The following is a 26,994-nucleotide window of genomic DNA, read 5'->3' as shown; positions in this document are numbered from 1 at the left end:
ACAACGAAGCTCATGCAGAAATTCGACGCAATTGTAATCGGGTCCGGACAGGGCGGCAATCCCCTGGCAAGGAAAATGGCGGAAAAAGGATGGAAAACCGCATTGATAGAACAGCGGCAGCTGGGGGGCACCTGTATCAACGATGGCTGTACGCCTACCAAAACGATGATTGCCAGTGCACGGATAGCCCACCTGTTATCCCGCAGCGAAGCATGGGGCGTGCCTAATCTGGGTTATACCATTGACCTCCCCGCTATTGTAGCCCGGAAAAACAATGTGGTAGAGCAGTTCAGGAACAGCACCGCCAAAAGCCTGGAAAAGGCCGGCGTTACTGTCCTGTATGGCACGGCAGCCTTCACGGGAGTAAAGACCCTCTCCGTGGAACTGAATGATGGCGGTACACAGGAACTCGCTGCGGAACATATTTTTCTCAACACCGGCGCAGCCCCTTACATCCCGGAAATACCCGGTCTGCGGGACGTGCCGTATTTTACTTCCACCACCCTGCAGGATGAAGTGAAAGTGCCGCCCGAACTGATTATCCTCGGCGGCAGCTACATAGCGCTGGAAATGGGACAGTTGTACCGGCGTTTGGGCAGCACCGTGACCATTGTGGAGAAAAGCCCGCAGCTGATGTCAAAGGAAGATCCCGACGTGGCGGCCGTCATCAAAAAAATCCTGGAAGCGGAAGACATACAGGTGCTTACCTCCGCTACCACGGAAAAAATTACCGGCAGCAAAGATAACATACAGGTTCAGGTACAGACGGGCGGCAAGTCCGCTACCATCACCGGTACCCATCTGTTGGTGGCCACCGGGCGCCTGCCGCAGACAGCGGCGCTGCAACTGGGAAATACCAACGTCACCCTGGACGAAAAAGGATATGTACAGGTAAATGAACAGCTGGAAACCAGCTGCCCCGGCATCTACGCCATAGGCGACGTAAAACCCGGTCCCGCTTTTACCCATATCTCTTACAACGATCATCTCCTGTTGTACAAAAACCTGTTCGAAGAAGCAGAACTCAGCATCAATACGCGGCAACTGCCCTATTGCATGTTCACCGATCCGCAACTCGGCCGCATCGGTCTCTCTGAAACGCGCGCCCGCCAGGAAGGATACCCGGTGAAAGTAGCGCATCTCAGCATGGACAAAGCAGCGAGGGCCATCGAAACCGGAGAGACGGCCGGCTTCATGAAAGCGATAGTACATGAACATACCGGTCAACTGCTGGGCGCTGCCGTTATCGGTACGGAAGGCGGGGAAATCATGACCATACTGCAAATGGCGATGCTCGGAGGTATAACGGCAACGCAGCTACGGGATATGATCTTCGCACATCCCCTGTATGCAGAATCCATCAATAACCTGTTCATGACGCTGGAAAAATAAAGGTCAATCTGAGTATTATTTTCCCCACTACCGTCTGTATTTTTTATGATCAAAGTATCCCATGTCTCAAAAAGTTTCAGCCACGGCAAAAATGCAGTGAATGATCTCTCCTTCGAAGTGCTGCCCGGAGAAACGCTTGTGCTCCTGGGCACCAGCGGCTGCGGTAAAACCACGACCCTCCGCATGATCAACCGGTTGCTGGTACCGGACAAAGGCGACATCTTTATCGGCGAAAAAAATATCAGCGCAGAAACACCGGAGACCCTGCGCCGCAGCATGGGGTATGTACTGCAAAACACCGGCTTGTTCCCCCACTATACCGTACTGGAAAATATCGGTGTGGTACCTCAACTGCTGGGGTGGGACAAAGCCCGCATCCGGTCCCGGGCGCTGGCCCTCCTGGAAAAACTGCGGCTGTCCCCTGCCTCCTACGCCGACGTATACCCGCAACAACTCAGCGGCGGGCAACAGCAACGGGTAGGACTGGCACGCGCCCTCGCCGCAGATCCGCCCATCCTCCTGATGGATGAACCCTTTGGTGCCCTGGACCCGCTCACCCGTATCAGCGTCCGCAAAGAATTTAAACTGCTCGATGAACTGAACAGCAAGACCATCATTCTTGTTACGCATGATGTGGAAGAAGCATTTGAACTGGGCAACCGTATCTGCATCATGAATGAAGGGCGTATTCAGCAACTGGGCACCGCCACGGAACTGCTGTTTAACCCCTCCAATGATTTTGTGCGGCATTTCCTCGATAAACAACGGCTGGAGCTGGAACTGAAATCGCTCCGGCTGCGCGACATATGGCCTTACCTGGATAGCGCCGGCGGCAGCACAGGCGCCGTTCTCCCTGCCGACACCAGCTGCTGGGACACACTCGAACAGCTCACGGAGGATAAAGCCCGCAGCACCTGGGAGGGACAAGACAAACACCTCGACGGAAACATCCTGATGAACGCCATTAACGCTTATAAAAAAACTGTCAGCCAGCATGGACACGCCTGAAACGTTTATTGATTTTGTCCGGCAGCAGTCCGGTAAACTGCTGGAGCAAACCCTTACCCATACCGGCCTTACGTTTATCTCTGTATTGATAGCCGTCTGCATTGGCGTGCCTGCAGGCATCCTGATATCCCGCCATAAAAGGCTGGCCGGCCCTCTGCTTGGCATTACCGGCGTTCTGCAAACCATTCCCAGCATCGCCCTGCTGGGGTTTATGATCCCCTTGCTCGGCATCGGTCCCAAACCGGCTATTGTAGCACTGTTTCTCTATGCCCTGCTGCCGGTGGTGCGCAACACCTACACCGGTATTCTTGGCGTAGATCCTAATATTACAGAAGCAGCCACGGGCATGGGTATGAATACCCGGCAACTGCTGCTGAAAGTACAACTGCCGCTGGCCATGCCCGTCATACTGGCGGGCATCCGCACGGCCACCGTTATTAATGTGGGCGTGGCCACGCTGGCAGCCTATATCGCCGCCGGCGGCCTGGGTGAATTCATTTTCGGCGGCATCGCACTCAACAATACCAATATGATGCTGGCAGGCGCCATCCCGGCGGCCTTGCTGGCCATCCTGTTCGACTGGATGCTGTCACGCCTGCAACGCCTCAATATGCGCAAGGCTCGGAAAACAGCGCTGGCACTGCCCGTTATCCTCGTGCTGCTGTCTTCTTTCTATCTTCTTCCGGAAACTTACAGCAGCCGCCTCAAAGCCGGCTTCACCCCGGAATTCATGGGCCGCAAAGACGGCGCTGTGGGCCTGCGGGAAGTATACGGCCTTCAGCTGCGCACCCTCGTGATCAGTGATATGATCATGTATAAAGCAGCCTATGAAAAAAAACTGGATGTGATCAGCGGCAGCAGCACCGACGGCCGCGTGAAAGCATTTGACCTCGTGGTGCTCAAAGATGACAAACACATCTTCCCGCCATATTACGCTGCTCCGGTGGTACGGCAGGCCGTTCTGGACAAATACCCTGAACTGGCGCCGGCACTGGACCAACTCTCTGGTACAATTAATGATAGCATCATGACGGAACTCAACTACCGGGTGGATTACCTCAAACAAAATCCGCAACAGGTGGCAAAAGATTTCCTCACGTCGGCCGGGCTATGGAAACCGGCACGGAACGGCAGCAAAGGCAATATCCGTATCGGCGCGAAAATTTTTGGCGATGGTTATATTCTGGCCAATATGTACAAAATGCTGATCGAAGGCCACACCGATCTGAGCGCCACCACCAAAACAGGACTCGGCGGCACTAAAATCGTCTTCGACGCACTGGTCAACGATCAGATAGACATGTACCCGGAATATACCGGCACCGGCCTGCTGGTCATCCTGCAGGCGCCACAGCCAACGGTCGACAGCATCATAAGTGACAGCAGGAAAGTATACGACTATGTAAAGAATGGATTTGCAACACAATACCAGCTCCGATGGCTGCAACCCATTGGCTTTAACAATACCTACGCGCTGATGATGCGTCGGGAACAGGCGACCCGGCTGCACATCAGCAGTATATCCGATTTGGCAACATATGTGCATCATCACTAACCACCAGTAGTCATGCAGTTGAAAAAAGATTATTTCACAGTACGTAAAAGAACGGAAGATATCTGCGCACCACTCAAAACGGAAGACTATGTAGTACAACCCGTAGTGGATGTCAGTCCGCCTAAATGGCACCTCGGTCATACCACCTGGTTCTTCGAGACCTTTATCCTGGTACCTAACGCTAAAGGTTACACGGAGTTTGATCCGCAATATAATTTTGTGTTCAACAGCTACTACGAATCGGTAGGCGCCCGCGTGATCCGCACAGACCGCGGCAACCTGAGCAGGCCCGCCGTGGAAGACATTATGCGCTACCGCCGCCATGTGGATGAAGCCATGGAGACATTCCTCGACACGGAACACGGGCCGGAACTGCAGTCGCTCATTACCCTCGGGCTTCATCATGAAGAACAACACCAGGAATTGTTGTACACCGACATCAAATACATACTGGGCCATAATCCGCTTTTCCCGGCTTATGATCCCGGTAAAACATCACCTGCCACAACAAAACCGGCCGGTTCATGGTTAGAGATGCAGGAAGGTGTTTATGAGATCGGCTTTTCGGGAAACGGGTTCTGTTTTGACAATGAACTGGGCCGGCATAAAGTATACCTGGGTGACTACAGCCTCAGCGAAGCGCTGGTCTCCAACGCGGAATATCTCGATTTTATCCAGGCCGGCGGCTACCACGATTTCCGCTACTGGCACGCGGAAGGATGGGACTGGGTAAAGAAAAACAACGTGGAAATGCCGATGTACTGGTACAACATCAACGGCCAGTGGATGCATTACAACTGGCAGGGGTTGCAACCCCTCCTCCCCGATGCGCCGCTGTGCCACGTCAGCTACTATGAAGCCGCCGCCTTTGCAGCCTGGAAAGGCATGCGCCTGCCGACGGAATTCGAATGGGAAGCCGCCGCCCCCCGCTTACCGTGGGGACAGCGCTGGGAATGGACGGAAAGCGCCTATCTCCCCTATCCCGGCTTTACCAAAGCACCCGGCGCCATCGGCGAATACAACGGTAAATTCATGATCAATCAGATGGTACTCAGGGGCGGCTCAGAAGTAACGCCCCCTCATCATAGCCGCATCACTTACCGCAACTTCTTCCATCCTTCGCTACGATGGCAGTTTACCGGTATCAGGCTGGCAAAATAGGCTTTCATCTAAAAAGACTGCGTATGCAAACCACTGTAATTCCAGGCAATACCGTCCTTTGTAAAAGGAAACCGGTGACCGGCACATTTTATCAGGAAGTAATAAAGGGGCTCAGCGCACCGCAGAAATATCTGGACTCCAAATATTTTTATGATGCAGAAGGCGACCGGCTGTTTCAACAGATTATGCAATGCCCTGAGTACTACCTCACCGGCTGCGAAATGGACATCCTCACCTCCCGCTCTTCCGAAATAGCCGCCACCCTTGCCCTGCAGGCCACCACCTTCGATGTGGTGGAACTCGGCGCCGGCGACGCGACCAAGTCCATCCACCTGCTGCGGCAGCTGCTGGCCAACGGAACAGATTTCACCTACTTCCCCATCGATATCTCCGCCAACGTGATCCGGCACCTCGAACAACAACTGCCCGCCAGGCTCCCGGACCTGCGGATGAAAGGACTGAACGGGGAATATTTCGATATGCTGCAGCAGGCCAACACCTACAGCCGCAAAAAGAAAGTAGTGCTGTTTATGGGGGGCAATATCGGCAATTTCAACACTGCCGCAGCGCATGATTTCTGCCTGGAACTCAGGGACTACCTGTCGCCCGGCGATCTGCTGCTGACCGGCTTCGACCTTAAAAAGGATCCACAGGTGATCCTCAGTGCCTATAATGACGACGCAGGTATTACCCGCGCCTTTAACTTCAACCTGCTGACCCGCATCAACAGGGAGCTGGGCGCCAACTTCGACATCAGCAAATTCGAACACTACCCCACCTACGACCCGGGTACCGGCGCCTGCAAAAGTTACCTGATCAGCCAGGAAAAACAACAGGTAAAAATCGGCCAGGACGCAGAGGTCAGCTTCGAAGCCTACGAACCGCTGTACATGGAAATATCACAGAAATATACGCTGGAAGAAACAGACCAGCTGGCACTGGAAACAGGCTTCCAGCCCGTCGCCCGTTTCTTTGATAACAGGAAATGGTTCGTGGACTCCCTCTGGAAAAGACTATAATTATTTCCAGGCGTTCAGCAACCGGCGAACAGCGATGATCTCACCGGTATGGTAACTGGTATGGTCCGCTATCAGCACCGCCTCGCGGAACAGATGCTGCCCGTCGCCATAAGGGAAAGGGGTAAACAAATCCGCTTCCGGCGCCTCCAGCAATTCAATAAAAGCATGGGTGTCGGCCTTTATCTGCTCGAGGCTCTTTTGCCAGACATGATCATTGGCCGGCGCCGGTGATTTGGGCCAGTAGCCTTCCGGCCAGCGGGGCGATTTATAATCGGCATCCCGGCTGAACTCCAGGATATCCGCCTGTGTGATCCGGATATGCTCCACCAGTTGCCAGATACTGTAAGGCAGCCCCTCCGGCACCACGCCGCGCAGTTCCGCCGGCAGGCCCTTTACCGCTTCGGCAAAGCTGACATGCGCATGCGCTTTTAATAACAGGTCTTTCAGCGTTTTAACGATCTCCTTTTTGATGTCCATAGAAAACATAGTTTAAATGAGTTGACGGATCATTCCCGGAAATATAAACCCATGAAAGGGTAACATGCTATACCAATACAATTTTCCTGCTAAACCCCGGGCCCTGAAAGAGGCCGTTTGCACCAGTTCCTCCCCGGCTATTTTAAACTCCAGCCAGGCTTCTCCCGGCAACTTCATCTCGGCCACCAGCAATAACCGCCCGGCTTCCCGGTCCGCTACCGCCACCCGCCATACATCCAGGTAGTCCCCCGGCTGCAGGTCCAACGGATGCCTGCGGCCCCGCCGGAGCCCCGGCCCTCCCGCCAGCTCGTCCATATAACCACGCAACCGCCACATCCAGTTACCATAATACCAGCCACGCTTTCCCCCGATGGCCCATATCCGCTGCAATGTCCTTTCCCTGTCTGCTATCTTCGCTATACGCCGGTCCTCAAAATACTTTCTCATTCCTAAAAAATTTTTATCACCTTTGCCCACACCTCACTGCTGCTACGCGAATTTAGACAAACAACCATTTGTAAATCCAGAAACTTAACTTTGTTAACCGGCCATCGATAACAATCGCTTAACAACTGTTTACGAAATTGTATTTCGCCAATCATCTGCACAAATGCGAACTTAGACGCAATGCAAGCATCTCCGGCCGCCAGCTTAGTGCGGCTGACACCAAAATCTTATAACCCAATATATTCACTCCTACATGTACAGAAAAATCTAATGCAGGTCACTACAACCGGATCCAACCAGATCAAGCGGTGTCTCTTCATCCTTTTATGGGGGTGTTGTGCCTGCTCGAAGCTTTACGCTCAACATACCATTAAAGGGACCGTCTATCAGAAAGACACCAGGAAAACGCTTACCGGCGCCGCCGTATTGCTTTACGATGAGAAAGCCCGTATAAAAGCACAGACACAGTCAGATGAAAAAGGCAATTTCGCCATTAACAATATACAGCCAGGGTTCTACCGGCTACTGGTCAGCTTCATGGGCAACCGTACAGAAATGATCCCCGTAGAAATCAACGGCAGGATAAAAACACTGACCTTTAGCTATATCCAGCTGTCTCCCAGCATCAGTCTCAGCAGGGTGGAAGTAAAAGCAGACCGGCCCCTGATGTCCATCCGCAAGGATACCATCGAATTTAACGCCGGCGAACTGCCCTCACTGCCCAATGCCAATATGCACGAACTCATCGAAAAAATCCCGGGCCTTACCATGGACGAAAACGGGAACCTCTTTTACCTCGGCGCCCCCATCAAAGAACTGTTCATCGACGGCCGCTCACTGCTGCAGAACATGTCCAGCGCCAAAAGGGTCATGGAAATACTGAAGGCCGACCTCGCAGATAAAATCCAGATATCAGACAAAAAGAATATCTCCGGTATCACAGAACCCGGTAAAAATGAAAAAGTACTCAACATCGTCGTGAAAGATGAAATGAAAAAAGGCGTCCGCGGCACCGTTACCGCCGGCTACGGCACGCACGACCGCTACAATGCCGGTACCACCTTCAACCTCCTCCGCAAAAAAATCACCGTGCTCGGCGATGTTCTCGCCAACAACAACAATACCCAAAGCGACGCCGGCACCAACTATGCTATCAGTTTCAACGGCTTCAATCAACAGGGGACCAATAAAATATTCAACTTCAGCACCTATACCACCATGGAGGTCAGCAAAAAAATCAAGCTGACCGTCAACCTGCGGCACCAGGAACAGGACATGACCAGCAATGACGTACAGGAGCGGGAAAACATCCTGTCCGGCAACAGCACCTTCTATCACAGCAATACACAGAACCACCAGGTCAACAAACTGAACGGCGGTATCATGTTTATGGAGATACAACCTGATATCAATAACAAAATTATCGTAGCGGCCAATGTGATCAGGGAAACGAAGGAAGTAAACAAAAAACGGCTGTACAATACCACCAGCGGCCGTATGGACACGCTCAACAGCGGCATGCTCAACACCAATGACAGCGCCGTCAACAAAACCCTGGATGCCAATATCAGCTACTCCCATAAATTCGGAAAAACAGGCAGGATACTGTCTCTGAATGCCGGCATGAAAAATGGCTGGCAGGACAATTATCAGCTTAACCTCAGCGAGAACTACGTCTTCCATCCGCTGATCAGCGCCGATACCATCCATCAGCACGTAGACCCTAAAAACAACGTCAGGGACCTGATGCTGAGCACCAGTTACAGCGAGCCGGTGGGAAAGTACTGGGCATTGGCCATCAACTATGCCTACGAAAACCTCCTTACCAATAACCGGCAAAACACATCAGACTTTGATATCTTCTCTCACGATTATGTCCCCAATGACTCGCTGACCTATCGTTTCGACAGCAGGGTTGTCAATCATACGGTGAAACCTTCCATCACCTACAACAAGGGCAAACTGATGATTGTCGGCTCCGCCGGTTTATCTCTCAGTACCCTGAACAGTAACAACCACACGTCAGGGGAAAAATTCGTCAGGCACACCACTTACATAGACCGGGCGCTGAATATCGCTATCAAGCTGGACCCCTATAAGACCATTATGATTAATACAAACGGGATGACCATGCCCCTGCCAGCCCAGATGTTATGGCCGGTGAACAACAACAGTAACCCGCTGTATGTACAACTCGGCAACCCCGACCTGGTGAATGCGTTCATCAATACACTGTCTGTCTCCTATTTCTCCAACAGCATTAAAGGAGTGGCATTTGCGCATAACCTGGAAGGACGCTACTTCCAGAATTCTTTCTCCAACGCTGTGTTTACCGATTCCCTGGGCAGACAGGTAACCAAACCGATCAATGTGTCCGGCAACTGGGGCATTGTTGATAACAACATGCTGGGCTTCCGGATCAAACATCCCGGCATCACTGTCAATTACAACGTCGCTTTTGACTACAACAGGGTGCTGTCGCAAATCAATCATCTCAGCAACATCAGTAAAAAAATCTCTTTCCTGCAATACATTGCCGCTTCCTATAACTGGAGAAAAACGCTGGAGTTAACGGCCAAGCTGGGCATGGATTACCAGGGAAACATGCTTTCCCTGCAGGGCGATTATTACACAGACTATATCCAGTACCGGCTCACATTCAATGTCAACGCATGGCTGCCGCTGGATTTCAATATCGGCTCCAGCGTCCAGTACACTAAAAACACAGATGCCGGTGCACAGTTTACCCTGCTCAACGGGTGGATCGGCAAAAGTTTCCTGGCCAGCAAAGCGCTGGCAGCGAAATTTTATGCCTTTGACCTGTTAAGACAGAATAAAAGCGTGGTGGCCTTCTATGGCGCAACCTACCGGGAAAGGCTGGAAACCACCAACCTCTCCCGGTATTTTATGCTCAGCCTCACCTATTCCTATGGCCGTAAGGGTGGTAAACATCCGCTACCGCCGGCTCACTGACAACGCAGCCATAAGGCTCCGCCACCGGCGATGGTCACCTCCAGGTGTCCGTCCCGGCGGAAGGCGTCCAGCTGGTCATAGGCCGCTTCCATGCTCAGGTCATTCAGCACTGCATATTCTTTGGTAGTCAGCGTGGGGAAATAAGAGAAAGTATCCAGCCCGCGCAGATAGGTGCGCGCCTGCGCCCCGGGGAAAAGTTTATGCAGGGTGGTCGTAAATACCGTATAGGGTTTGGCGCCATACACCAGTTCTTTATTGCCGGCGGCATTGATCATAAACACCGAAGGGAAGCCACGTACGCCCATCTGCGCCCGCAGCTGCAGGTCCTGCTCAAACAACGCCGGTGCGGTGCTTTCGAAGCCCTGCTGTAATCTTGCTGCATCCAGCTGAGCATATGCGGCAGCAGCCAGTACAGGCTCCGGCCGGCAGATATTCTTTTTCTGCAGGAATAACATTTCGCGCAGGCGGCGCAGGAAAATCACGGCTTTGTGCTCATCCTGCAGCTGTGCTGCTTTAAACCAGATAGAAGGCGGATAGGAGGACGGCAACGGGTCTTCCAGCCATACGTTGCCATCTATCGGCATCTGGTAATGCCCGCTCACCTCTTCCCAGTGATGGGCCACATCGGACGGACCGCTGATACCTCCGGAGTTGTAGACGTCCCACGATGGCAGCAGCCCTCCCATATGGTAACGGATGTCCAGCAGATGGCCGTACTCCAGTTTTAACCGGCGCCATTGTGGTTCTATACCCCAGCAGGTGGAGCAGATCGGGTCCGTAAAATAAACAAGCTGCAACGGTTTGTCAGTAGGCAAGGTGTCAGGTCTCGCGCCCGGGGCGGCACCTGTGGCGCCCGGGATCTCGCACACGCCGGTTTCCGGGTCACAGAATAAAGGCTCTTTCATACAGTGAAAATATTTACGGATTTTGGAATTTACGGATTTTGGAATTTCCTGAATTAATATAGCGAAGATCGACTGATATGATCTTCCCGGTTAATTCAGAAAATTCCAACATCCGTAAATTCCAAAATCCGTAAATCAAATAAAAAAATAACCAAATATCAAAATATCCAAATTAGTTGCCTGCTGGTTTTTCCAGTAATTTGAAGAACTGGTCCAGCTGCGGCAGGATCACGATCCTTGTTCTGCGGTTAGCGCCACGTCCTTCCGGCGTATCGTTGGAAGCTACCGGTTGGTATTCGCTGCGGCCTGCGGCAGTCATACGGGCAGCCGGTATCTGGTACTGGTTCTGCAGAATACGCACCACGGATGTTGCTCTCTTCACGCTCAGGTCCCAGTTGTCGAGCAATACATTCGGACGGTAAGGCACATTGTCGGTATGGCCTTCCACCATAAACTCGATATCAGGCTGGGCGATGAGCACCTTGGCTACTTTACCCAGTACTTCTTTCGCACGTTCTGTTACGTCGTAGCTACCGCTCTTAAACAGCAGTTTATCGGAAATATCGATATATACTACTCCTTTTTCTACCTTGATGTTGATGTCTTTGTCATCCATGTTACCGATGGCGCCTTTCAGGTTCATCACCAGCTGCATGTTGAGGGAGTCTTTACGGGCAATGGCAGACTGCAGGTCTTTGATATAGGCGTCTTTCGCACCGATGTTGTCGAGTGACTTCTTGATGCTTTCCGCCTGGGCATTGGATATAACGGACAGCTCTTTCAGGTGGTCCAGCATCTGTGAGTTGTTGGCCTTCAATTGTGTCTGTTGTTCCTGCAAGTTTTCCATCTTGTCTTTGTAGGCAGCTGCTGCCCTCGCGGCGTCTTCTTCACATTTTTTACGCTGGTTCTCTGTTGACCTGTATAAACTGTCCAGCCGGGCATATCTTGCTTCAGATTCTCTCAGTTTTCTGGGTGCTGAGCAGGAGGCCATAATGGTAATCAGTGCCACAGGTAAGGCTAAGTATCCTATCCTCATAAAATAGATTTTAAATAAAACTAATCTAACAAATAAAATATATAAAAAATGGCAGAGGTACAATGGAGGATGCACGAAAGTAACAAATAACAAGCCGAAGAGTACAAGGGGGAAAAAATTCGCATCCGATTGCATTAAACTACTTTTTCATATCTTCATTTAATCCGTGTAAATTCAATTCGTTAATCGAACCCATAAAAAAAAGTTAATATTATTCAATAACTAAGTAACTTGGCAACGAGGCGCATATTGCTGCATCTATTTTCCATTAATTGCTGTAAAATGTATGAGAAAGGTGGTTTCTTCGGGTCAACCAACAATAAAGGAAATTGCAAAAAGGCTGAATATCTCTGTATCTACTGTATCAAGGGCATTGCATGACCATCACAGTATAGGATTGAGGACCAAAGCCCGCGTGAAAGCGCTGGCGGCGGAACTGAATTATGAGCGCAACCAGACCGCGGTTTATTTTCAGCAGGGAAAAACTTTCACCATCGGCATCCTGTTGCCCGAACTGTCTGAAGCCTTTTTCTCCAGCGCCATCAGCGGTATTGAAGATACCGCCTACAGCAACAACTACACCGTACTGCTGGGCCAGTCGCACGACGACGAAGCCCGGGAAAAGCAGATCATCCAGAGCATGAAACAGCACCGGGTGGATGGCTGTATCGTGTCTATCGGGAAAAACACCCGTAACTACGATCACTTCGAAATGCTGCGCCAGGCACGCATTCCGGTAGTATTCTTCGACCGTGTGCCGGACCTGCATGACATCCATGCCGTTTCCTGTAACCTGGAATCGGGCACCATACAGGCAGTGGATTTCCTGCTGAAAAAAGGGCACCGCGTCATCGGGATGATCAACGGCCCGGAACAGCTGGTGGCCAGCAAAGAAAGGGCTACCGGCTATATCAAGGCACTGCGCAAGCACCGGCTCAAGTACGACCCCGAACTGATAGTCAACGCCGATCTCACCGCCGCCGGCACCGACAGCGCCATGGAATACCTCCTGTCGCTGAAACGGAAAGTCACCGCCATCGTCACGTTCAACGACTACGTGGCCATGGATGCGGTACAATATGCACTGAAAAGAAAACTGGAAATAAATAAAGACATTACTTTTGTATCTTACGCCAACACGCCGGTCAGCGGGTATACGGCCTTTCCCCCGGCAGCTTCGGTAGAACAGTTCCCCTATGAACAGGGGCAGGCTGCTACTAATATGCTGCTGTCGCTGCTGAATGGAGAACACCCGCTCAACGACTATACCAATACCATTATGGAGTCACGCCTGGTGATTCATGACCGGTAAAAACCAGCCCGCTTTGGCGATAACCCTGCCACAGTAGGACACCGTGGCACAGGCTTATCGACCTCATTGTTCGCTGTTCTGTTATTGCTGCTTGGAGCTAATCTATTTTCTGTAATTGCACCACTATTTTAGAGAATTCTTTTCATATTCCGTGTACGCAAACGCTTGCGTTATCCGCGCAAGCGTTTGCGTAAAGGCGTTAAAACGTGTATTTCTCTCTCTTTTCCTGTATATTGTCCGGTGCTAATCAATAATCACGTATGATGAACAAAACGATGCTATCCCTGGTGGCACTGCTGATCTGCTGCGGCAGCCTCTTTGCACAAACGCCTGCCCTTGTTTACCACGATGCCATGACATTCCCGGTGATCGGTAAGTACCACACAGAAACCAATTACAACCGGCTTCCTGCGAAATATGAAAAAACAGTCCGGCCCGCTGTATGGGCGCTGAGCCGCAACAGCGCCGGCGTCGCCATCCGGTTCCGTACCAATGCCACCACCATCGGCGCCCGCTGGAAAGTACTCAACAACAACGCCATGAACCATATGACCGCTACCGGCATAAGAGGGCTCGACCTCTATGCCCTGGTCAATCATCAATGGCAGTTCGTTAACAGTGCCATCCCCGGCAATGATGCCCGTTCCGAAAAAACCATTCTCAAAAAGGGCGACGGCTCCTGGCGGGAATATGTGCTCTTCCTTCCTTTGTATGACGGCGTAGACTCCCTCTCCATCGGCGTGAATACTGGCGCTGTTATAGAGAAACCACAGCAATCCCTGCTGATAGACAAAAAACCAATTGTTTACTATGGCAGCAGCATCGCCCAGGGCGGATGCGCTACCCGCCCCGGCATGGCGTATACCAATATCCTCGTCCGCCAGCTGCAACGCCCCTTTATCAACCTCGGCTTCAGCGGCAACGGCATGTTTGAAACCGCTGTAGGCGAAGCCATCTGTGAAACAGATCCTTCGCTTATTGTCATCGATTGTAATCCGAATACGGCACCGGAACTCATCCATGAACGCGCCGTGAAACTGGTGGAACAAATACGCGCCTGTAAACCGCAAACACCGGTGCTGCTGGTGGAGAACTACATGTATGAACATGCTTATTTTGAAAAAGATATTCACGATATCGTTTTCCGCAAAAGAGCGGAGCTGAAAAAAGCATACAACGACCTGAAAAAAGCAGGCGTTAAAAACCTTCACTACATCAGCGGCGACGGCTTCCTCGGCGCCGATCACGAAGGCACGGTAGACGGCGTACATCCCAACGACGTAGGCATGGAACGCTTCGCGGCCCACATCCTCCCTACCCTGCGCAAACTGACCAAAGGGCTGTAAACACTTCAAACACCTGAATATCACGCACATCATTATCCCGGGACTACCACCCCGGGAAATTTATCGTTTCTTCATTTTTTAGTTTATATATTGTTCGCCAGTATTTATTTAAAACCACGATAGTGAAAAAGAAACTTTTTGTACTCGGCAGCCTGGTCCTGGCTTTCTTCAGCGCTGTGGCCAACCCGGCAGACAGCGTCCGGATCAAAGGCATACCCTATCCCTGTAGCTGGATCAACACACCGAAAAATTTTTCTGCCACCGCAGACAGCCTCTCCATCACCGCCGGACAAGGCTCTGATTTTTACAACTACCCCGGCGGCAACTACAACATTGCCACCGCTCCCATCCTGGCGTTCAAACCGGATGAGAACTTTGTGCTGACCGCCAAAATCAAAGTGGACTTCAAAAAAACGTACGACGGCGGCGCCATCTATGTCATGGTGGACTCTACCCAGTACATCAAATTCCTCTTTGAAAACAGCCACTATGGCAAACTGGCCGTTTGCTCCGGCGTGACCAACACCTATACGGATGACAGCAACAACGCCATCACGACTAAAAATGAAGTGTATTTCCGGCTGGCGAAATCAGGCAATATGTTCGGGCTTTTTTATTCGCTTGAAGGTAAAACCTGGGAAGCAGTACGACTCGTCAACTTTGTACCCAAAGCGCCCATCCGGGTGGGTTTTTCTTCCCAGTCCCCACTGGGAGAAACATGCACCAGCACTTTCTCCGAGATCGTATACACGCCGGGCGTATTTAAAGATGCTAAAACAGGCGGTATGTAGTCTCGCAAAGGCGCAAAGCAGCAAAGCACGCAAAGATTTTTTTAAGATTAAAATAAGAAAGCAAAGGGGCGGAGATCAAATTTGGTCCCCGCCTCTTTGCTTTTCTTTAGTCGCTCCTCTATAGTCTTTACTTTCTTGTCTTCTTTGCTTTCTTTGCTTTCTTTATTTTCTTATTTATCTCTTTGCGCGCTTTGCTGCTCTGCGTCTTTGCGTGCAAGATGCGCGTCGAAATAATCCGTGATCTTCTGCATCAGATGAACCCTGTCTTTGCCCAGCACGTTGTGCAGGTGACCGGGATATACAAAGTAATCCACCTGGACGCCATTGTCCACACAGGCTCTCAGGAAGTTCACGGAATGCTGCCATACCACCACGTCATCGTTGGTGCCATGGATCAGCATCAGTTTACCTTTCAGGTTTTTTGTTTGGGTGAGCAGGTTGGCGTTGGCATAGCCTTCGGGATTCTGCTGCGGCGTGTCCATGTAACGCTCTGTATACATCACTTCATACATGCTCCAGTCAATCACCGGACCACCGGCTACGCCAACTTTAAACACGTCGGGATGGCGCAGCATCAGCGAAGTGGTCATAAAACCACCGAAGCTCCAGCCATGGACGCCCATTTTCTGCTGATTTACATAAGGCAGTGATTTCAGATAAGATACGCCCTGCAACTGATCGTTCATTTCCACAGTGCCCAGCCGGCGGAAAGTAGCCTGTTCGAAAGCCATGCCCCTGTTGGCGCTGCCGCGGCCGTCCATGGTAAATACTACATACCCGCGCTGCGCCATGTACTCATACCACAGGTTGCCGCTGTAAGGGAAAGTATTGCGGATCAACTGTACGTTAGGCCCGTTATACAGGTATACGATCACCGGGTACTGACGGGTGCTGTCGAAATCTACCGGCAATATCAGTTTACCGTAAAGCGGCGTGCCATCGTCGGCTTTCAGCGTCACCTGCCTGATCTCCGGCCGTTTGAAATTTTTCAGCGGATCTTCGGCTTTCAGGATGGTTTCTGCATACTTGCCGTTCAGCCCCGTGATAACTGCCATAGAAGGCACATTTCCGGAAGTATAGCTGTCCAGCACATAGTCGCCGGTGCTGCTCACCTGTATATCATGCCAGCCTGCCGCCTGGTCCAGACGACGCAGGGCGCCGGTTTTCAGGTTCACGGCATAACCGTGCTTTTCCATCGGGCTTTCTTTCGCAGCCGTGATGATCATTTCATTGGCGGCGTTATGAAAACCCTGCAATTCATTGACTACCCAGTCGCCTTTGGTCAGTTGCTTTTGCAGTTGCCCGGCAGTATTGTACAGATACAGGTGCGTATAGCCGTCACGGTCACTCCACCAGATAAACTGGTCTGGCTTGCCCGGCAGGAAAGTGAGCGGGTGTGACGGATGTACATATTTGGGATCTTTCTCTTCAAAAAGTGTTTTGATCAGTTCTCCGGTAGCAGCGCTGTACTGGTTGAGCGACAGGTGGTTCTGGTCCCTGTTGAGCAGCGCCACATAAACGGACTGCTGGTCAGGCGCCCAGGTAACACAGGTCAGGTAGTGATCTGCTTCTCCGGTTGTTTTCAGGAAGACGGTTTTGCGGGTAGATGGCTGATAGATGCCCAGGGTTACCTCGTGGGATTTACCACCGGCCATGGGATATTTGATGATATTGGCATGTGCAGGCACCACCGACCAGTCGATGACCGGGTAATCGTTGACCATCCGCTGGTCCATCCGGTAGAACGCTACCAGGTCGCCCTGCGGAGAGAAAAAGATGCCTCTGTCGATACCGAATTCGTCGCGGTGCACGCTTTTACCGTTTACTATATTGATGTCCGCATCCTGTGTGACGGGCAATTCCTGGCCATCGGCGGTACGCAGCAGGAGATTGTTTTTTACCGTATAGGCAATGTGGCGGCTTTTGGGGTTGACGGTTACGTTTTCAGCCTCCTGCGGCAGGGAGCACCATTTGCTGAAAGTGATCGTTCTGTTTTCCAGGGTACCGTTATACAGGTCGTTGCCCATGGCAAACCATGCATGGGTATTGTCCAGCCAGTGCAGGACGGGTAAAGCGCGTAAAGGTCGTTGGGAAAAAAGTTGCTGGTTGAGCGTATTCAGTGCCAGCAGGGTATCTGTTTTGGGTAAGGCTCTGCCGCCTAATACGGTGTATTTCACCCATACCTGCTGATTACCGGCCATTACCGCCCTGGTGTAGGCGTTTTCGCCGGGCAGCCATTCGAATTGTTTCAGTCTTTCAGGCGCCAGGTCGGCACGGAGCCCATTGGTGGCCTGTGTCATGGTGTACATTTGCTGCTGGGCGCGGGCATTTTGGATGCCGCCGGCCATAGCACCTGCCAAAAGCAGTATCAGTCCTCTTTTCATCCTTACATTTTAAGGTTCCAAATGTAAAGAATTACGAGGTATGCACCACCGTTAGGGAAGCTATGCGGGCAAATATCAGGATAAAAGGAGGGGGAAGATGCGGGGCTGACGGGGTATCAACCTTTATTCATGACAAGGTTGCGTTGTATCCATTCGCGTTCTTCTGGCAGCAGGTATTCTGCTCTTTTTTCGGTGATCCAGGAGAAAGTCTTTTTTACTTCGCTTTTAACAGTACGGAAGCGGAACAGGAACTCCATGCCCAGCATCAGGTCAGTAAAGCCGTTTTTAAATGTTTCCAGTGAAAGCCGGCCACTGCTGCGTCTTTTGGAAAGCATCTCGGTAATGCGGGTGATGACCGCCTGTATGGCGCTTTCATCTGCATATTTATAGATCGCCTCCATCGCCTCTGATTTCAACTGGCCGCGGAGCAGGCAGCGGGCGTAGAACAGCGCTTCTTTCTCTTTCTCAATGTCCGCGATGGTGGCAAATGCCAGCCCTTTCACATCCTGGCGCGGGTGCTCCAGCAGGCGCTTGAGCGCAGGCAGGCTTTTTTTTGTGGCCACCTTGTGCAGCAATAAGACTATATAATATATATCATATTCATTTACAGTCCGTTTCAACAAGTTTAGCGCCCATTCTTCTACCTGTGGGTTGTTGGTGCCGCGGAGGGCGAAAAGTGCGGAGCGGCGCACATTATTATTGAGCGACAGGGTATTGTTCAGCAGCGGGTCGAGGTTCATATAACCGGGGATCTGCGGGCCGCGTTCCAGGTCCTGCTGGATAGCGGTGATCATGTCCGGTTCCTGTTCCACCCGCAGGCGGTCCAGCATAAACCGGATCACTTCCGGGTCATTGGTGTTCCTGGAGAGCTGAATAATAATAAAGCCGGCGGCTCTTCGTTTTTCCTTATCAGGTTCTGTTGCGATATATTGGTACAGAATCGGCACATACGCGTGGTTGGCCAGCTGTTCGGCCTCGCGGAGCGCCTGCCAGCTGATGGTTTGGGAGTCATTCAACTGTTCCGAGCGGTCGCATATACGTGTGACAAGGTTAATGAGATAATCATTCATCCTGAGTTATTTTGATCTGCTACCCTCTGTTTTCAATTATCATACCAACCTGAACAAAAAGCGGGAAAAGGGCTACGGGAGGGCTTTATCAATTAACAGTTTTATGTTACATTTGCCCCTGTATTTTTGGACAGGTTTTGATACTGAATAGAACGAAAAGCATGCACATACTACTCAAAAACGTAAAGGTTATAGCGCCTTCCTCTCCCTTCCACGGGCAGCAAAAAGACATTTCCATACAGAACGGCATTATCCAACAGGTAGGCGACCACCTGGAAGATGCACGGGCGACGGTGATCTCCGGAGAGAACCTGCACGTGTCTGCAGGCTGGATGGACATTTTCGCCCATTTCTGCGATCCAGGGCTGGAACACAAGGAAGACCTCTATACCGGCGTAAAAGCTGCGGCAACAGGCGGTTACACTACCGTAATGGTGGTGCCCAACACCCAACCGGCCCTGCATACCAAACCGCAGATCGAGTACGTGCTGAGCAAAACCCGCCATGCCGCAGCCACCGTACTGCCCATCGGCGCGGTCACCAAAAACCTGGAAGGCACCGGCCTCGCCGAAATGTATGAAATGCAGCAAAACGGCGCAGTAGCTTTCTCCGACGGCCTCAAACCGCTGCAGTCCCCCGGACTGATGCTCAAAGCATTACAGTACATCAAAGCATTCGACGGCACACTGATCCAGCTGCCGGACGACCAGAGCATCTCCGCCCATGGCCTCATGCACGAAGGTATCTACTCCACGCAACTCGGCATGCCCGGCAAACCTGCGCTGGCAGAAGAACTGATCATTCAGCGTGACCTGGAACTGGCTAAGTACACCGATTCCCGCATTCATATCACGGGCGTAAGCACCCGCAAATCCATAGAACTGATCGCCGCCGCCAAAGCAGACGGCATCAAGGTTACCTGCTCTGTCACCCCCTACCACCTGTCGCTCACCGACGGGCAACTGGTCAATTATGATTCCAACCTGAAGGTAAACCCGCCGCTGCGCAGCGCAGACGACGTGAAAGCCATCCAGGAGGCCATCGTACACGGCACGGTGGACTGCTTCGCCACTCACCACGTGCCCCAGGAATGGGACGCCAAACAAGTAGAGTTCGAATATGCGAAAAACGGCATGATCGGCCTGGAAAGCAGCTTCGGCGTCATCCGCCACTACCTGCCGCAATTGCCGCTGGAACAACATATCGCGATGCTGACAGAGAAACCGCGCGCCATCTTCAAACAGCCGCAACCTGAGATCCGGGACGGCGCCGCCGCCAACCTCACCATCTTCGATCCGGCAGCCACCTGGGAATTCACTGCCGGCCATATCGCCTCCAGATCGAAAAATTCGGCTTATATTGGCACCTCACTGAAAGGCAAGGTTATTGCTACAGTGAATGGTCCTATTTTTCACATCAACAAATAAACCTATATGCTGCAGTCTTCCAATCCCGGGGTGAAATGGGGTATCATCGCCGGCGTCGTTCTTATTTTGTTGAATGTGGGGTCATGGATAGCCGGCCATGAAGTATTGTTTTCCTTCCTGAACGGCATCGCCCAGATGATACTGCTGATCGTTTTCGCTGTCCTGGCAGGCAAAGAGCGTAAAAGACAGGTGGGCCCTTACGTCGGTTTTAAAACCATGATAAAACCAGTGTACACCACTTTTATTATCAGCACACTAATGATAACAGTCTATCAGTTTGTATTGTATAAGTATATCGATCCGAATCTCTCCGAGGCATTCAAACAACACACGCTCGCTACAACGGAACGTGTATTGCGGACTTTCGGGGCGCCACAGGACCAGCTGGAAAGCCAACTGGACAGCATCAACAGCACTGACTTTTCAGTAAGCTTTTCCAAGTCCTTCCTCGATTACCTGAGAAACGTGATCTTTTATTTTGCTGTATCCGCTATCATTGCGCTGATCCTGCGTAAAAAAGCGCCGGAGCAAAAACATTCATAATACTATTCTATAAAAATGAACATATCCGTAATCGTTCCTTTAAAAAACGAAGAAGAATCACTTCCTGAACTGGCCGCCTGGATAGACCGGGTCATGCAGGAACATCGTTTCACCTACGAAGTATGGATGGTGGACGATGGCAGCACCGATGGTTCCTGGGAAGTGATCCAGCAACTGGCTATGCAAAACCACTGTATCAAAGGCATCAAATTCCAGCGCAACTATGGTAAGTCCGCCGCCCTCAACGAAGGCTTCAATGCCGCCCAGGGCGATGTGGTGATCACCATGGACGCCGACCTGCAGGACAGCCCGGATGAAATACCGGAACTGTACCGCATGATCGTGGAAGATGGTTATGACCTGGTCAGCGGCTGGAAAAAGAAACGTTACGATAATGCTTTCACCAAAAACCTGCCGTCCAAACTGTACAACTACACCACCACCCGCATGAGTGGCGTAAAATTGCACGATATGAACTGCGGCCTCAAGTCCTACCGCAGGAAAGTCATCAAATCCATCGAAGTATATGGCGAAATGCACCGCTACATCCCAGTGATCGCCAAATGGAACGGCTTCCGCAACATCGGCGAAAAAGTAGTGGAACACCGCGCCCGTAAATACGGCGTCAGCAAGTTCGGGCTGGAACGTTTTATCAACGGCTTCCTCGACCTCGCCTCCATCATGTTCATCGGCAAGTTCGGCAAACGTCCCATGCACCTCTTCGGCGCATTGGGCACCCTGTTCTTCTTCTTCGGTTTTGTGATCGCCTTCTACCTTGCCTTCGCCAAAATATTCTATGATAAATATAACATGACAGACAGGCCGGTATTTTACCTCGCCCTCCTGTTTATGATCATCGGTTCACAGCTGTTCCTTACCGGATTTATCGGCGAACTGGTCACCCGTAACGCTCCCGAAAGAAACAGCTACCTCGTGGAGGCAAGAATGGACAAATCAAAGTAAATTACGAATTACGAATTACGAGTTACGAATTAAGGGCCTGTTTTTTGTTACAGCCCCTTCATCATTCGAAAATCCTAATTCGTAATTCGTAATTCGTAATTCGTAATTTTATGAAAGTGCTCATACTCGGCACAGCCTATCCCTTCCGGGGTGGGCTGGCTGCTTATAATGAAAGACTGGCAGAAGAGCTGCAGCTGACAGACGACGTGGAAATATTCACTTTCACCGTGCAATATCCCGGCTTCCTGTTTCCCGGCAAAAGCCAGTATTCCACCGACCCGCCGCCGCAACACCTGCGGATAAAAAGGCTCATCAATTCCGTGAATCCCCTCAACTGGCTGATCGTTGGGCGCAAGATCCGGAAAATGAAACCAGACATCATCATCTCCAAATACTGGTTGCCCGTCATGGGCCCCTCGCTGGGCACACTGCTCCGGCTGGGCAAAAGCCGCAATACCAAGGTGATTGCCGTACTGGACAACGTGGTGCCGCACGAAAAACGCCCCGGCGACGTGGCTTTTACCAAATACTTCCTGAAGCCGGTAGATGCTTTCATCGCCATGAGCCAGTCCGTACTCGATGATCTGCGGGTATTTGAGCCCACCAAAAAGGCATCGCTCATCCCCCACCCGATCTACGATAACTACGGCACCCCCATCTCCAAAGCGGAAGCACGCCAGCGGCTGCAGCTGCAGCCCGGCAAACGCTACATCCTTTTCTTCGGCTTTATCCGCCAGTATAAAGGCCTCGACCTGCTGCTGAAAGCAATGGCCGACGAACGCATGAAAAAGCTGGACGTCCACGCTATCGTGGCCGGTGAATATTATGAAGACGCCGCCCCCTACCAGCAACTGCTGCAGGAACTGCAACTGGGCGACCGTGTGCTGATGCATACCGACTTTATCCCGACAGATGCCGTAAAAAACTATTTCTGCGCCGCCGACCTGGTGGTACAGCCCTATAAAAGCGCCACCCAGAGCGGTATCTCACAGATCGCCTACCATTTTGAAAAACCAATGGTAGTCACCCGCGTGGGCGGCCTCGTGGAAATGGTGCCCGACGGCGTTGTAGGCTTCCAGTGCGATCCGGAACCTGCCGCTATCGCCGCCGCCATCGAAAAATATTTCTTGGACAACCGCGAGGCAGATATGACTGCGGCCCTGCAACAGGAAAAACAACAATATTCCTGGTCACGCCTCGCCCGGGAAATTCATACATTAGCAGAAAGCTGATCATCAGCCTAAAAATTTAAACCATTGATCTACAGAAGTAAAGCACCATTACGTATAGGCCTGGCCGGTGGCGGCACCGATGTAAGCCCGTATTCCGACCTGTATGGCGGCGCCATCCTCAACGCCACCATCTCGTTGTATGCCCGCGCTTCCATAGAACCGCTGACCGACGGCAAAATTGTTTTTGAATCTGCCGACAGAAGAGAACAACTCAGTTACGACGCCGTATACCCGCTGCCGTTAGACGGCAAGCTGGATATCCTCAAAGGCGTTATCAACAGGATACATAAAGACTATGGCGGCCTGCCCTCCTGCGGCTTCCGGCTCACCACCTACGTGGACGCGCCCCCCGGCTCCGGCCTCGGCACCTCCTCCACCCTCGTGGTAGCCGTGCTCGGCGCTTTCGCCGAATGGCTCAAACTGCCGCTGGGAGAATATGACATGGCCCACCTCGCCTACTCTATTGAGCGGGAAGACCTGCAACAGGCAGGCGGCAAGCAGGACCAGTACGCTGCCACCTTCGGCGGCGTTAACTTCATGGAGTTCTACGGCGGCGATAAAGTCATCGTCAACCCGCTGCGCATCAAAGAAGTACACCTGCATGAACTGGAAAACAATCTTGTGTTGTTTTATACATCTACCAGCAGGCTGTCTTCCACCATCATCTCCGAACAACAGAAAAATGTGACCGACAAAAAGGACGACTCTATCGCTGCCATGCACCACCTCAAGGAACAGGCCGTGATGATGAAAGAAGCCCTGCTGCGCGGTACCATCGATAAAATAGGAGACATCCTCAATTACGGCTTCGAATACAAAAAACAGATGGCCAAAGGGATCACCAACCCACAGCTCGACGAGATCTACGAAGCGGCCCGCAAAGCAGGCGCCAGCGGCGGTAAAATCTCCGGCGCCGGCGGTGGCGGCTTCATGATCTTCTACTGTCCTAAAAACACCCGTTTTAAAGTAGTAGACGCCCTCAACAGCTTTGGCGGCGATGTAAAACGTTATACCTTCACCCATCATGGTATTCAAACCTGGAGTATCTGACCTTAAAACATTCCGATATGAAAACGAAAATCGCCCGGACCATCCGTGAAAGCATCGCTGTGAAAGAGGCTATCTGTCAGGATGAACGGCTGTTACATACCATCCAGCAGGTAGCGGAAACGATCGGCCTCAGCCTGAAACAGGGCCATAAAGTACTGTTCTGCGGCAACGGCGGCAGCGCTGCCGATGCGCAGCACCTCGCTGCGGAATTCTCCGGCCGCTTCTATAAAGACCGTGAGCCGCTCTATGCAGAAGCCCTGCACTGCAATACTTCCTATATGACCGCTGTAGGCAACGACTATGGCTATGAACACGTATACGCCCGCATGCTGCGCGGCATGGGACAACCCGGCGATGTGCTGGTAGCCCTTTCCACTTCCGGCAACTCCGCCAACATCCTCGAAGCCATGAAAGTGGCCCGGGAAAAAGGCATGACCATCGTGGGAATGACAGGCGCCACCGGCGGCAAAATGAAAGATGCATGCGACTACCTGATCAATATACCTTCCACTGATACGCCCCGTATCCAGGAAGCCCATATCACCGTAGGACATATCATCTGCGAAATCGTGGAAAACAACCTCTTCGGCGAATGAGTATGGAATGTATTGTACTGGCCGGAGGCCTGGGAACCCGCCTGCGCAGCGCCGTAGCAGACAAACCCAAATGCATGGCGCCCATCGGCGATAAACCTTTTCTGTATTTCCTTTTACAATACCTGCACCAGCAAGGCATACGCCATGTGGTGCTGTCGCTCGGCTACCTGTCTGAACAGGTGATCGCCTGGTGCCGGCAAACACCGCTGCCACTAAGGGTGTCTTTCAGCGTGGAACAGGAACCCCTCGGCACCGGCGGCGGCATCCTGCACGCCCTCCCCCTGCTGGAAGGCGATCAGCTGTTCATCGTTAACGGTGACACCTTCTTCGATGTGGACCTGCTGCAAATGGTGCGGTTCAACCGCAACGCTCCCTGCCCGGTAACCCTGGCGCTGAAGCCCATGCAGCAATTCGACCGCTATGGCAGCATCGTGCTGGGCGCTGAAAACAAAATAGCCGCCTTCCGCGAAAAACAATATTGCGATAACGGCCTGATCAACGGCGGCATCTACCTTACCAGCGCCTCCTTCCTCCAAAGCCTGTCCCTCCCGGTGAAATTCTCCTTTGAACAAACCGTCCTGGAACCACAGGCCGCACAGGGTAACCTCAACGGCTATATCAGCGATACCTATTTCATCGATATCGGTATCCCGGAGGACTATAACAAGGCTATCGCTCATTTTTCCAAAATATAGATATGTATCTCTTTCTTGACCGGGACGGTGTTATCAACGATGAAATTAAAGACGGGTATGTGCTTCACCCCGGTATGTTCCGCTTCAGTGAAGGAGTGCTCGAAGCCATGCCCCTGCTGGCCCAACGCTTTGAACGCATCTTTGTGGTCACCAACCAGCGCTGCATCGGACGCGGGCTGCTCACCGTAGAGGGCTTACAGGAAATCCACGCACAAATGCTGGATACCATCCGGCAAGCCGGCGGACGCATCGACAAAATCTATTTCTGTCCCGACGTGGAAAGCAATAGCCCATGCCGCAAACCCAACGCCGGTATGGCCCACCGGGCAAAAAACGATTTCCCGGACATTGATTTCAGCAAAGCCCTTATGGCCGGGAATACACTGAGCGATATGCAGTTTGGCCGTAATGCGGGCATGCAAACCGTATTCATTGCCACCACCCTGCCGGACACTCCTTTCCCCCACCCGCTGATCGATAAAAAATATCCCGACCTGCTGCGGTTTGCACAAGACATACAATAATTTAAAGCCTGAACCGTATTATAGATATGATAAAAAAAATAATACTGTCACTGCTATTCCTCGTACCCGTCGCTGGTATTTGGGCGCAACGACCTGACGCCGCCGGCTACGCACGCCTGCGGAAAGATCAGGACACCCTGCAGCAGCTCAGCCGGGAGATCTTCGCCGGAAAAGGCGATGCCGGCCGGGAAGCTGCCACAGAACAGTTTATCCCCGCGCTGGTACGGGCCCTTAAAACACCCTGGTCTTTCCGGTTCCCGTTCGACTCCCTGCATACCGTCTCTATACAATATCCGCAAGACAGCAGCTTCCGCATCTTCAGCTGGGCACTGGAAAGGGAAACCGGCTTTTACCGCCACTATGGCGCTATCCAGATGAACACGCCCGATGGCCAGCTGAAACTGTTCCCGCTGTTTGATGTGTCCGACTATATCACCAATACGGATACCATCGCCGGTAACAAAGCCTGGTACGGCTGTTTGTATTACAACATCGTGCAACGCCACTACTTCAACCAGGAGTACTACACCCTCTTCGGCTGGGATGCCAATAATCCCCGCAGCCAGAAAAAAATTGTGGATATGCTTACCTTTAAAAACGGCGCACCGGTTTTTGGCGGCGCATTCTTCAGCTACGCGGAGGACTCCGTCCCCAAACCCACCCGGAACCGTTTTATTATGGAGTACAAAAAAGAAAGTACCGCTACGCTCAACTACAACAAGGAACTGGATATGATCGTGTTTGATCACCTCGTGTCCGAAACCAACGAGCCGGCAAAAAAATACACCTATGTGTCCGACATGGACTATGAAGGTTTTAAATGGAAAGGCGGCAAATGGATGCATGTCAACAAAGTATTCCATGACGCTATTCCCCAGGGTAAAGGCGCTCCTGTACCGCAACCGCTGGACCAGAAAAAGAAAAGTATGACCAACCCGCGGTCAATGGAGGACTTTGAAGCAGAGAGTACCAACAAACAAGGCAAAAAGAAACAATAGGGATTTACGGATTTTTTGATTTACGATTTATTGATTTCATAAGATGATAAAAGCGAAGACCGAAGCGACTAAATTAAATCGCTTTGGTCT

General features: G+C 51.8%; 24 protein-coding genes. 18 read left to right on the top strand and 6 right to left on the bottom strand.

Translation table 11 applies throughout. The features are described 5' to 3' along the window. The first annotated feature begins 12 nt into the window (after positions 1-12). Genes HF324_RS11530 through HF324_RS11510 form a run of 5 tightly spaced genes read left to right on the top strand, consistent with a single transcriptional unit; the run spans position 13 to position 6,135 of the window. A complete protein-coding gene (locus HF324_RS11530; protein WP_168859816.1) occupies positions 13-1,392 on the top strand; it encodes a mercuric reductase in 1,380 nt (459 codons plus the stop codon). Positions 1,393-1,437: 45 nt separating this feature from the next. Then, positions 1,438-2,400, top strand: a complete 963-nt coding sequence (locus HF324_RS11525; protein ID WP_168802602.1) for an ABC transporter ATP-binding protein — start codon at positions 1,438-1,440, stop codon at positions 2,398-2,400. Further along, a complete protein-coding gene (locus HF324_RS11520) occupies positions 2,387-3,955 on the top strand; it encodes an ABC transporter permease/substrate-binding protein (RefSeq protein ID WP_168802601.1) in 1,569 nt (522 codons plus the stop codon). The genes HF324_RS11525 and HF324_RS11520 overlap by 14 nt, the downstream gene beginning before the upstream one ends. 12 nt (positions 3,956-3,967) lie before the next feature. Continuing rightward, entirely contained in the window at positions 3,968-5,116 is a 1,149-nt protein-coding gene (egtB, locus tag HF324_RS11515) for an ergothioneine biosynthesis protein EgtB (RefSeq protein ID WP_168859815.1), read from the top strand. Between the two features lie 23 nt (positions 5,117-5,139). Beyond that, positions 5,140-6,135 (top strand): L-histidine N(alpha)-methyltransferase, encoded by a 996-nt coding sequence (locus tag HF324_RS11510; protein ID WP_168859814.1) that lies wholly within the window; start codon positions 5,140-5,142, stop codon positions 6,133-6,135. Here the strand turns inward: HF324_RS11510 and HF324_RS11505 are convergent, their stop codons facing one another. Beyond that, complete coding sequence (locus tag HF324_RS11505) at positions 6,136-6,612, bottom strand: DinB family protein (RefSeq protein WP_168802598.1); 477 nt, start codon at positions 6,610-6,612, stop codon at positions 6,136-6,138. Positions 6,613-6,624: 12 nt separating this feature from the next. Beyond that, complete coding sequence (locus tag HF324_RS11500; RefSeq protein WP_168802597.1) at positions 6,625-7,059, bottom strand: DUF2867 domain-containing protein; 435 nt, start codon at positions 7,057-7,059, stop codon at positions 6,625-6,627. A 270-nt stretch (positions 7,060-7,329) separates the two neighbouring features. Here HF324_RS11500 and HF324_RS11495 point away from each other — a divergent pair, with 270 nt between their 5' ends. Further along, positions 7,330-10,032 (top strand): carboxypeptidase-like regulatory domain-containing protein, encoded by a 2,703-nt coding sequence (locus HF324_RS11495; protein WP_168859813.1) that lies wholly within the window; start codon positions 7,330-7,332, stop codon positions 10,030-10,032. Here HF324_RS11495 and HF324_RS11490 read toward each other — a convergent pair. Together HF324_RS11490 and HF324_RS11485 are read right to left on the bottom strand one after the other, a co-directional pair. Next, positions 10,026-10,937, bottom strand: coding sequence for a DsbA family protein (locus HF324_RS11490; protein ID WP_168802595.1), 912 nt, complete (start codon positions 10,935-10,937; stop codon positions 10,026-10,028). The two genes, HF324_RS11495 and HF324_RS11490, sit on opposite strands and share 7 nt — an antisense overlap. Before the next feature lie 172 nt (positions 10,938-11,109). Next, positions 11,110-11,973 carry an OmpA/MotB family protein gene (locus HF324_RS11485; protein ID WP_168859812.1) on the bottom strand — a complete coding sequence of 288 codons (864 nt, stop codon included), beginning with the start codon at positions 11,971-11,973 and terminating at the stop codon, positions 11,110-11,112. A gap of 286 nt (positions 11,974-12,259) precedes the next feature. On the opposite strand from HF324_RS11485, the gene HF324_RS11480 reads away from it, so the two are divergent. The 3 genes from HF324_RS11480 to HF324_RS11470 all read left to right on the top strand — a co-directional run bounded on the left by HF324_RS11480 (position 12,260) and on the right by HF324_RS11470 (position 15,422). Further along, positions 12,260-13,285 (top strand): LacI family DNA-binding transcriptional regulator, encoded by a 1,026-nt coding sequence (locus HF324_RS11480; RefSeq protein WP_168802593.1) that lies wholly within the window; start codon positions 12,260-12,262, stop codon positions 13,283-13,285. Between the two features lie 260 nt (positions 13,286-13,545). Next, positions 13,546-14,631, top strand: coding sequence for an SGNH/GDSL hydrolase family protein (locus HF324_RS11475; RefSeq protein WP_168802592.1), 1,086 nt, complete (start codon positions 13,546-13,548; stop codon positions 14,629-14,631). Positions 14,632-14,753: 122 nt separating this feature from the next. After that, the gene (locus HF324_RS11470; protein WP_168802591.1) at positions 14,754-15,422 is read left to right on the top strand and encodes a DUF1349 domain-containing protein; all 669 of its coding nucleotides are present in this window, start codon (positions 14,754-14,756) and stop codon (positions 15,420-15,422) included. Between the two features lie 170 nt (positions 15,423-15,592). On the opposite strand, the gene HF324_RS11465 is transcribed toward HF324_RS11470, so the two are convergent. Both HF324_RS11465 and HF324_RS11460 read right to left on the bottom strand, forming a co-directional pair. Beyond that, entirely contained in the window at positions 15,593-17,806 is a 2,214-nt protein-coding gene (locus HF324_RS11465) for a S9 family peptidase (protein ID WP_168802589.1), read from the bottom strand. A 116-nt stretch (positions 17,807-17,922) separates the two neighbouring features. Then, entirely contained in the window at positions 17,923-18,876 is a 954-nt protein-coding gene (locus HF324_RS11460) for a HEAT repeat domain-containing protein (protein ID WP_168802588.1), read from the bottom strand. Positions 18,877-19,037: 161 nt separating this feature from the next. Here HF324_RS11460 and HF324_RS11455 point away from each other — a divergent pair, with 161 nt between their 5' ends. The 9 genes from HF324_RS11455 to HF324_RS11415 all read left to right on the top strand — a co-directional run bounded on the left by HF324_RS11455 (position 19,038) and on the right by HF324_RS11415 (position 26,904). After that, positions 19,038-20,303 carry a dihydroorotase gene (locus HF324_RS11455; RefSeq protein WP_168802587.1) on the top strand — a complete coding sequence of 422 codons (1,266 nt, stop codon included), beginning with the start codon at positions 19,038-19,040 and terminating at the stop codon, positions 20,301-20,303. Between the two features lie 6 nt (positions 20,304-20,309). Next, complete coding sequence (locus HF324_RS11450; RefSeq protein ID WP_168802586.1) at positions 20,310-20,846, top strand: DUF4199 domain-containing protein; 537 nt, start codon at positions 20,310-20,312, stop codon at positions 20,844-20,846. A 15-nt stretch (positions 20,847-20,861) separates the two neighbouring features. Then, positions 20,862-21,809, top strand: a complete 948-nt coding sequence (locus HF324_RS11445) for a glycosyltransferase family 2 protein (protein WP_168802585.1) — start codon at positions 20,862-20,864, stop codon at positions 21,807-21,809. 110 nt (positions 21,810-21,919) lie between these two features. Next, positions 21,920-23,041: a glycosyltransferase gene (locus tag HF324_RS11440; RefSeq protein ID WP_168802584.1), complete on the top strand. Its 1,122-nt coding sequence runs from the start codon at positions 21,920-21,922 to the stop codon at positions 23,039-23,041. A gap of 24 nt (positions 23,042-23,065) precedes the next feature. Beyond that, the gene (locus HF324_RS11435; RefSeq protein ID WP_168802583.1) at positions 23,066-24,091 is read left to right on the top strand and encodes a GHMP family kinase ATP-binding protein; all 1,026 of its coding nucleotides are present in this window, start codon (positions 23,066-23,068) and stop codon (positions 24,089-24,091) included. A gap of 17 nt (positions 24,092-24,108) precedes the next feature. Further along, on the top strand, positions 24,109-24,687 hold the full coding sequence (locus HF324_RS11430; RefSeq protein ID WP_168802582.1) for a D-sedoheptulose-7-phosphate isomerase: 579 nt from the start codon (positions 24,109-24,111) through the stop codon (positions 24,685-24,687). After that, positions 24,684-25,382 (top strand): nucleotidyltransferase family protein, encoded by a 699-nt coding sequence (locus tag HF324_RS11425; RefSeq protein WP_220100729.1) that lies wholly within the window; start codon positions 24,684-24,686, stop codon positions 25,380-25,382. The genes HF324_RS11430 and HF324_RS11425 overlap by 4 nt, the downstream gene beginning before the upstream one ends. A 2-nt stretch (positions 25,383-25,384) precedes the next feature. Beyond that, positions 25,385-25,906 carry a D-glycero-alpha-D-manno-heptose-1,7-bisphosphate 7-phosphatase gene (locus HF324_RS11420; RefSeq protein ID WP_168859811.1) on the top strand — a complete coding sequence of 174 codons (522 nt, stop codon included), beginning with the start codon at positions 25,385-25,387 and terminating at the stop codon, positions 25,904-25,906. 26 nt (positions 25,907-25,932) lie between these two features. Beyond that, positions 25,933-26,904, top strand: a complete 972-nt coding sequence (locus tag HF324_RS11415) for a hypothetical protein (protein ID WP_168859810.1) — start codon at positions 25,933-25,935, stop codon at positions 26,902-26,904. Positions 26,905-26,994: the final 90 nt, after the last annotated feature.

Origin of the sequence: Chitinophaga oryzae, assembly GCF_012516375.2 — a bacterium.
In the GTDB taxonomy this organism is placed as follows: Bacteria; Bacteroidota; Bacteroidia; order Chitinophagales; family Chitinophagaceae; genus Chitinophaga; species Chitinophaga oryzae.
This window is presented reverse-complemented; position numbering and strand designations above follow the sequence as displayed.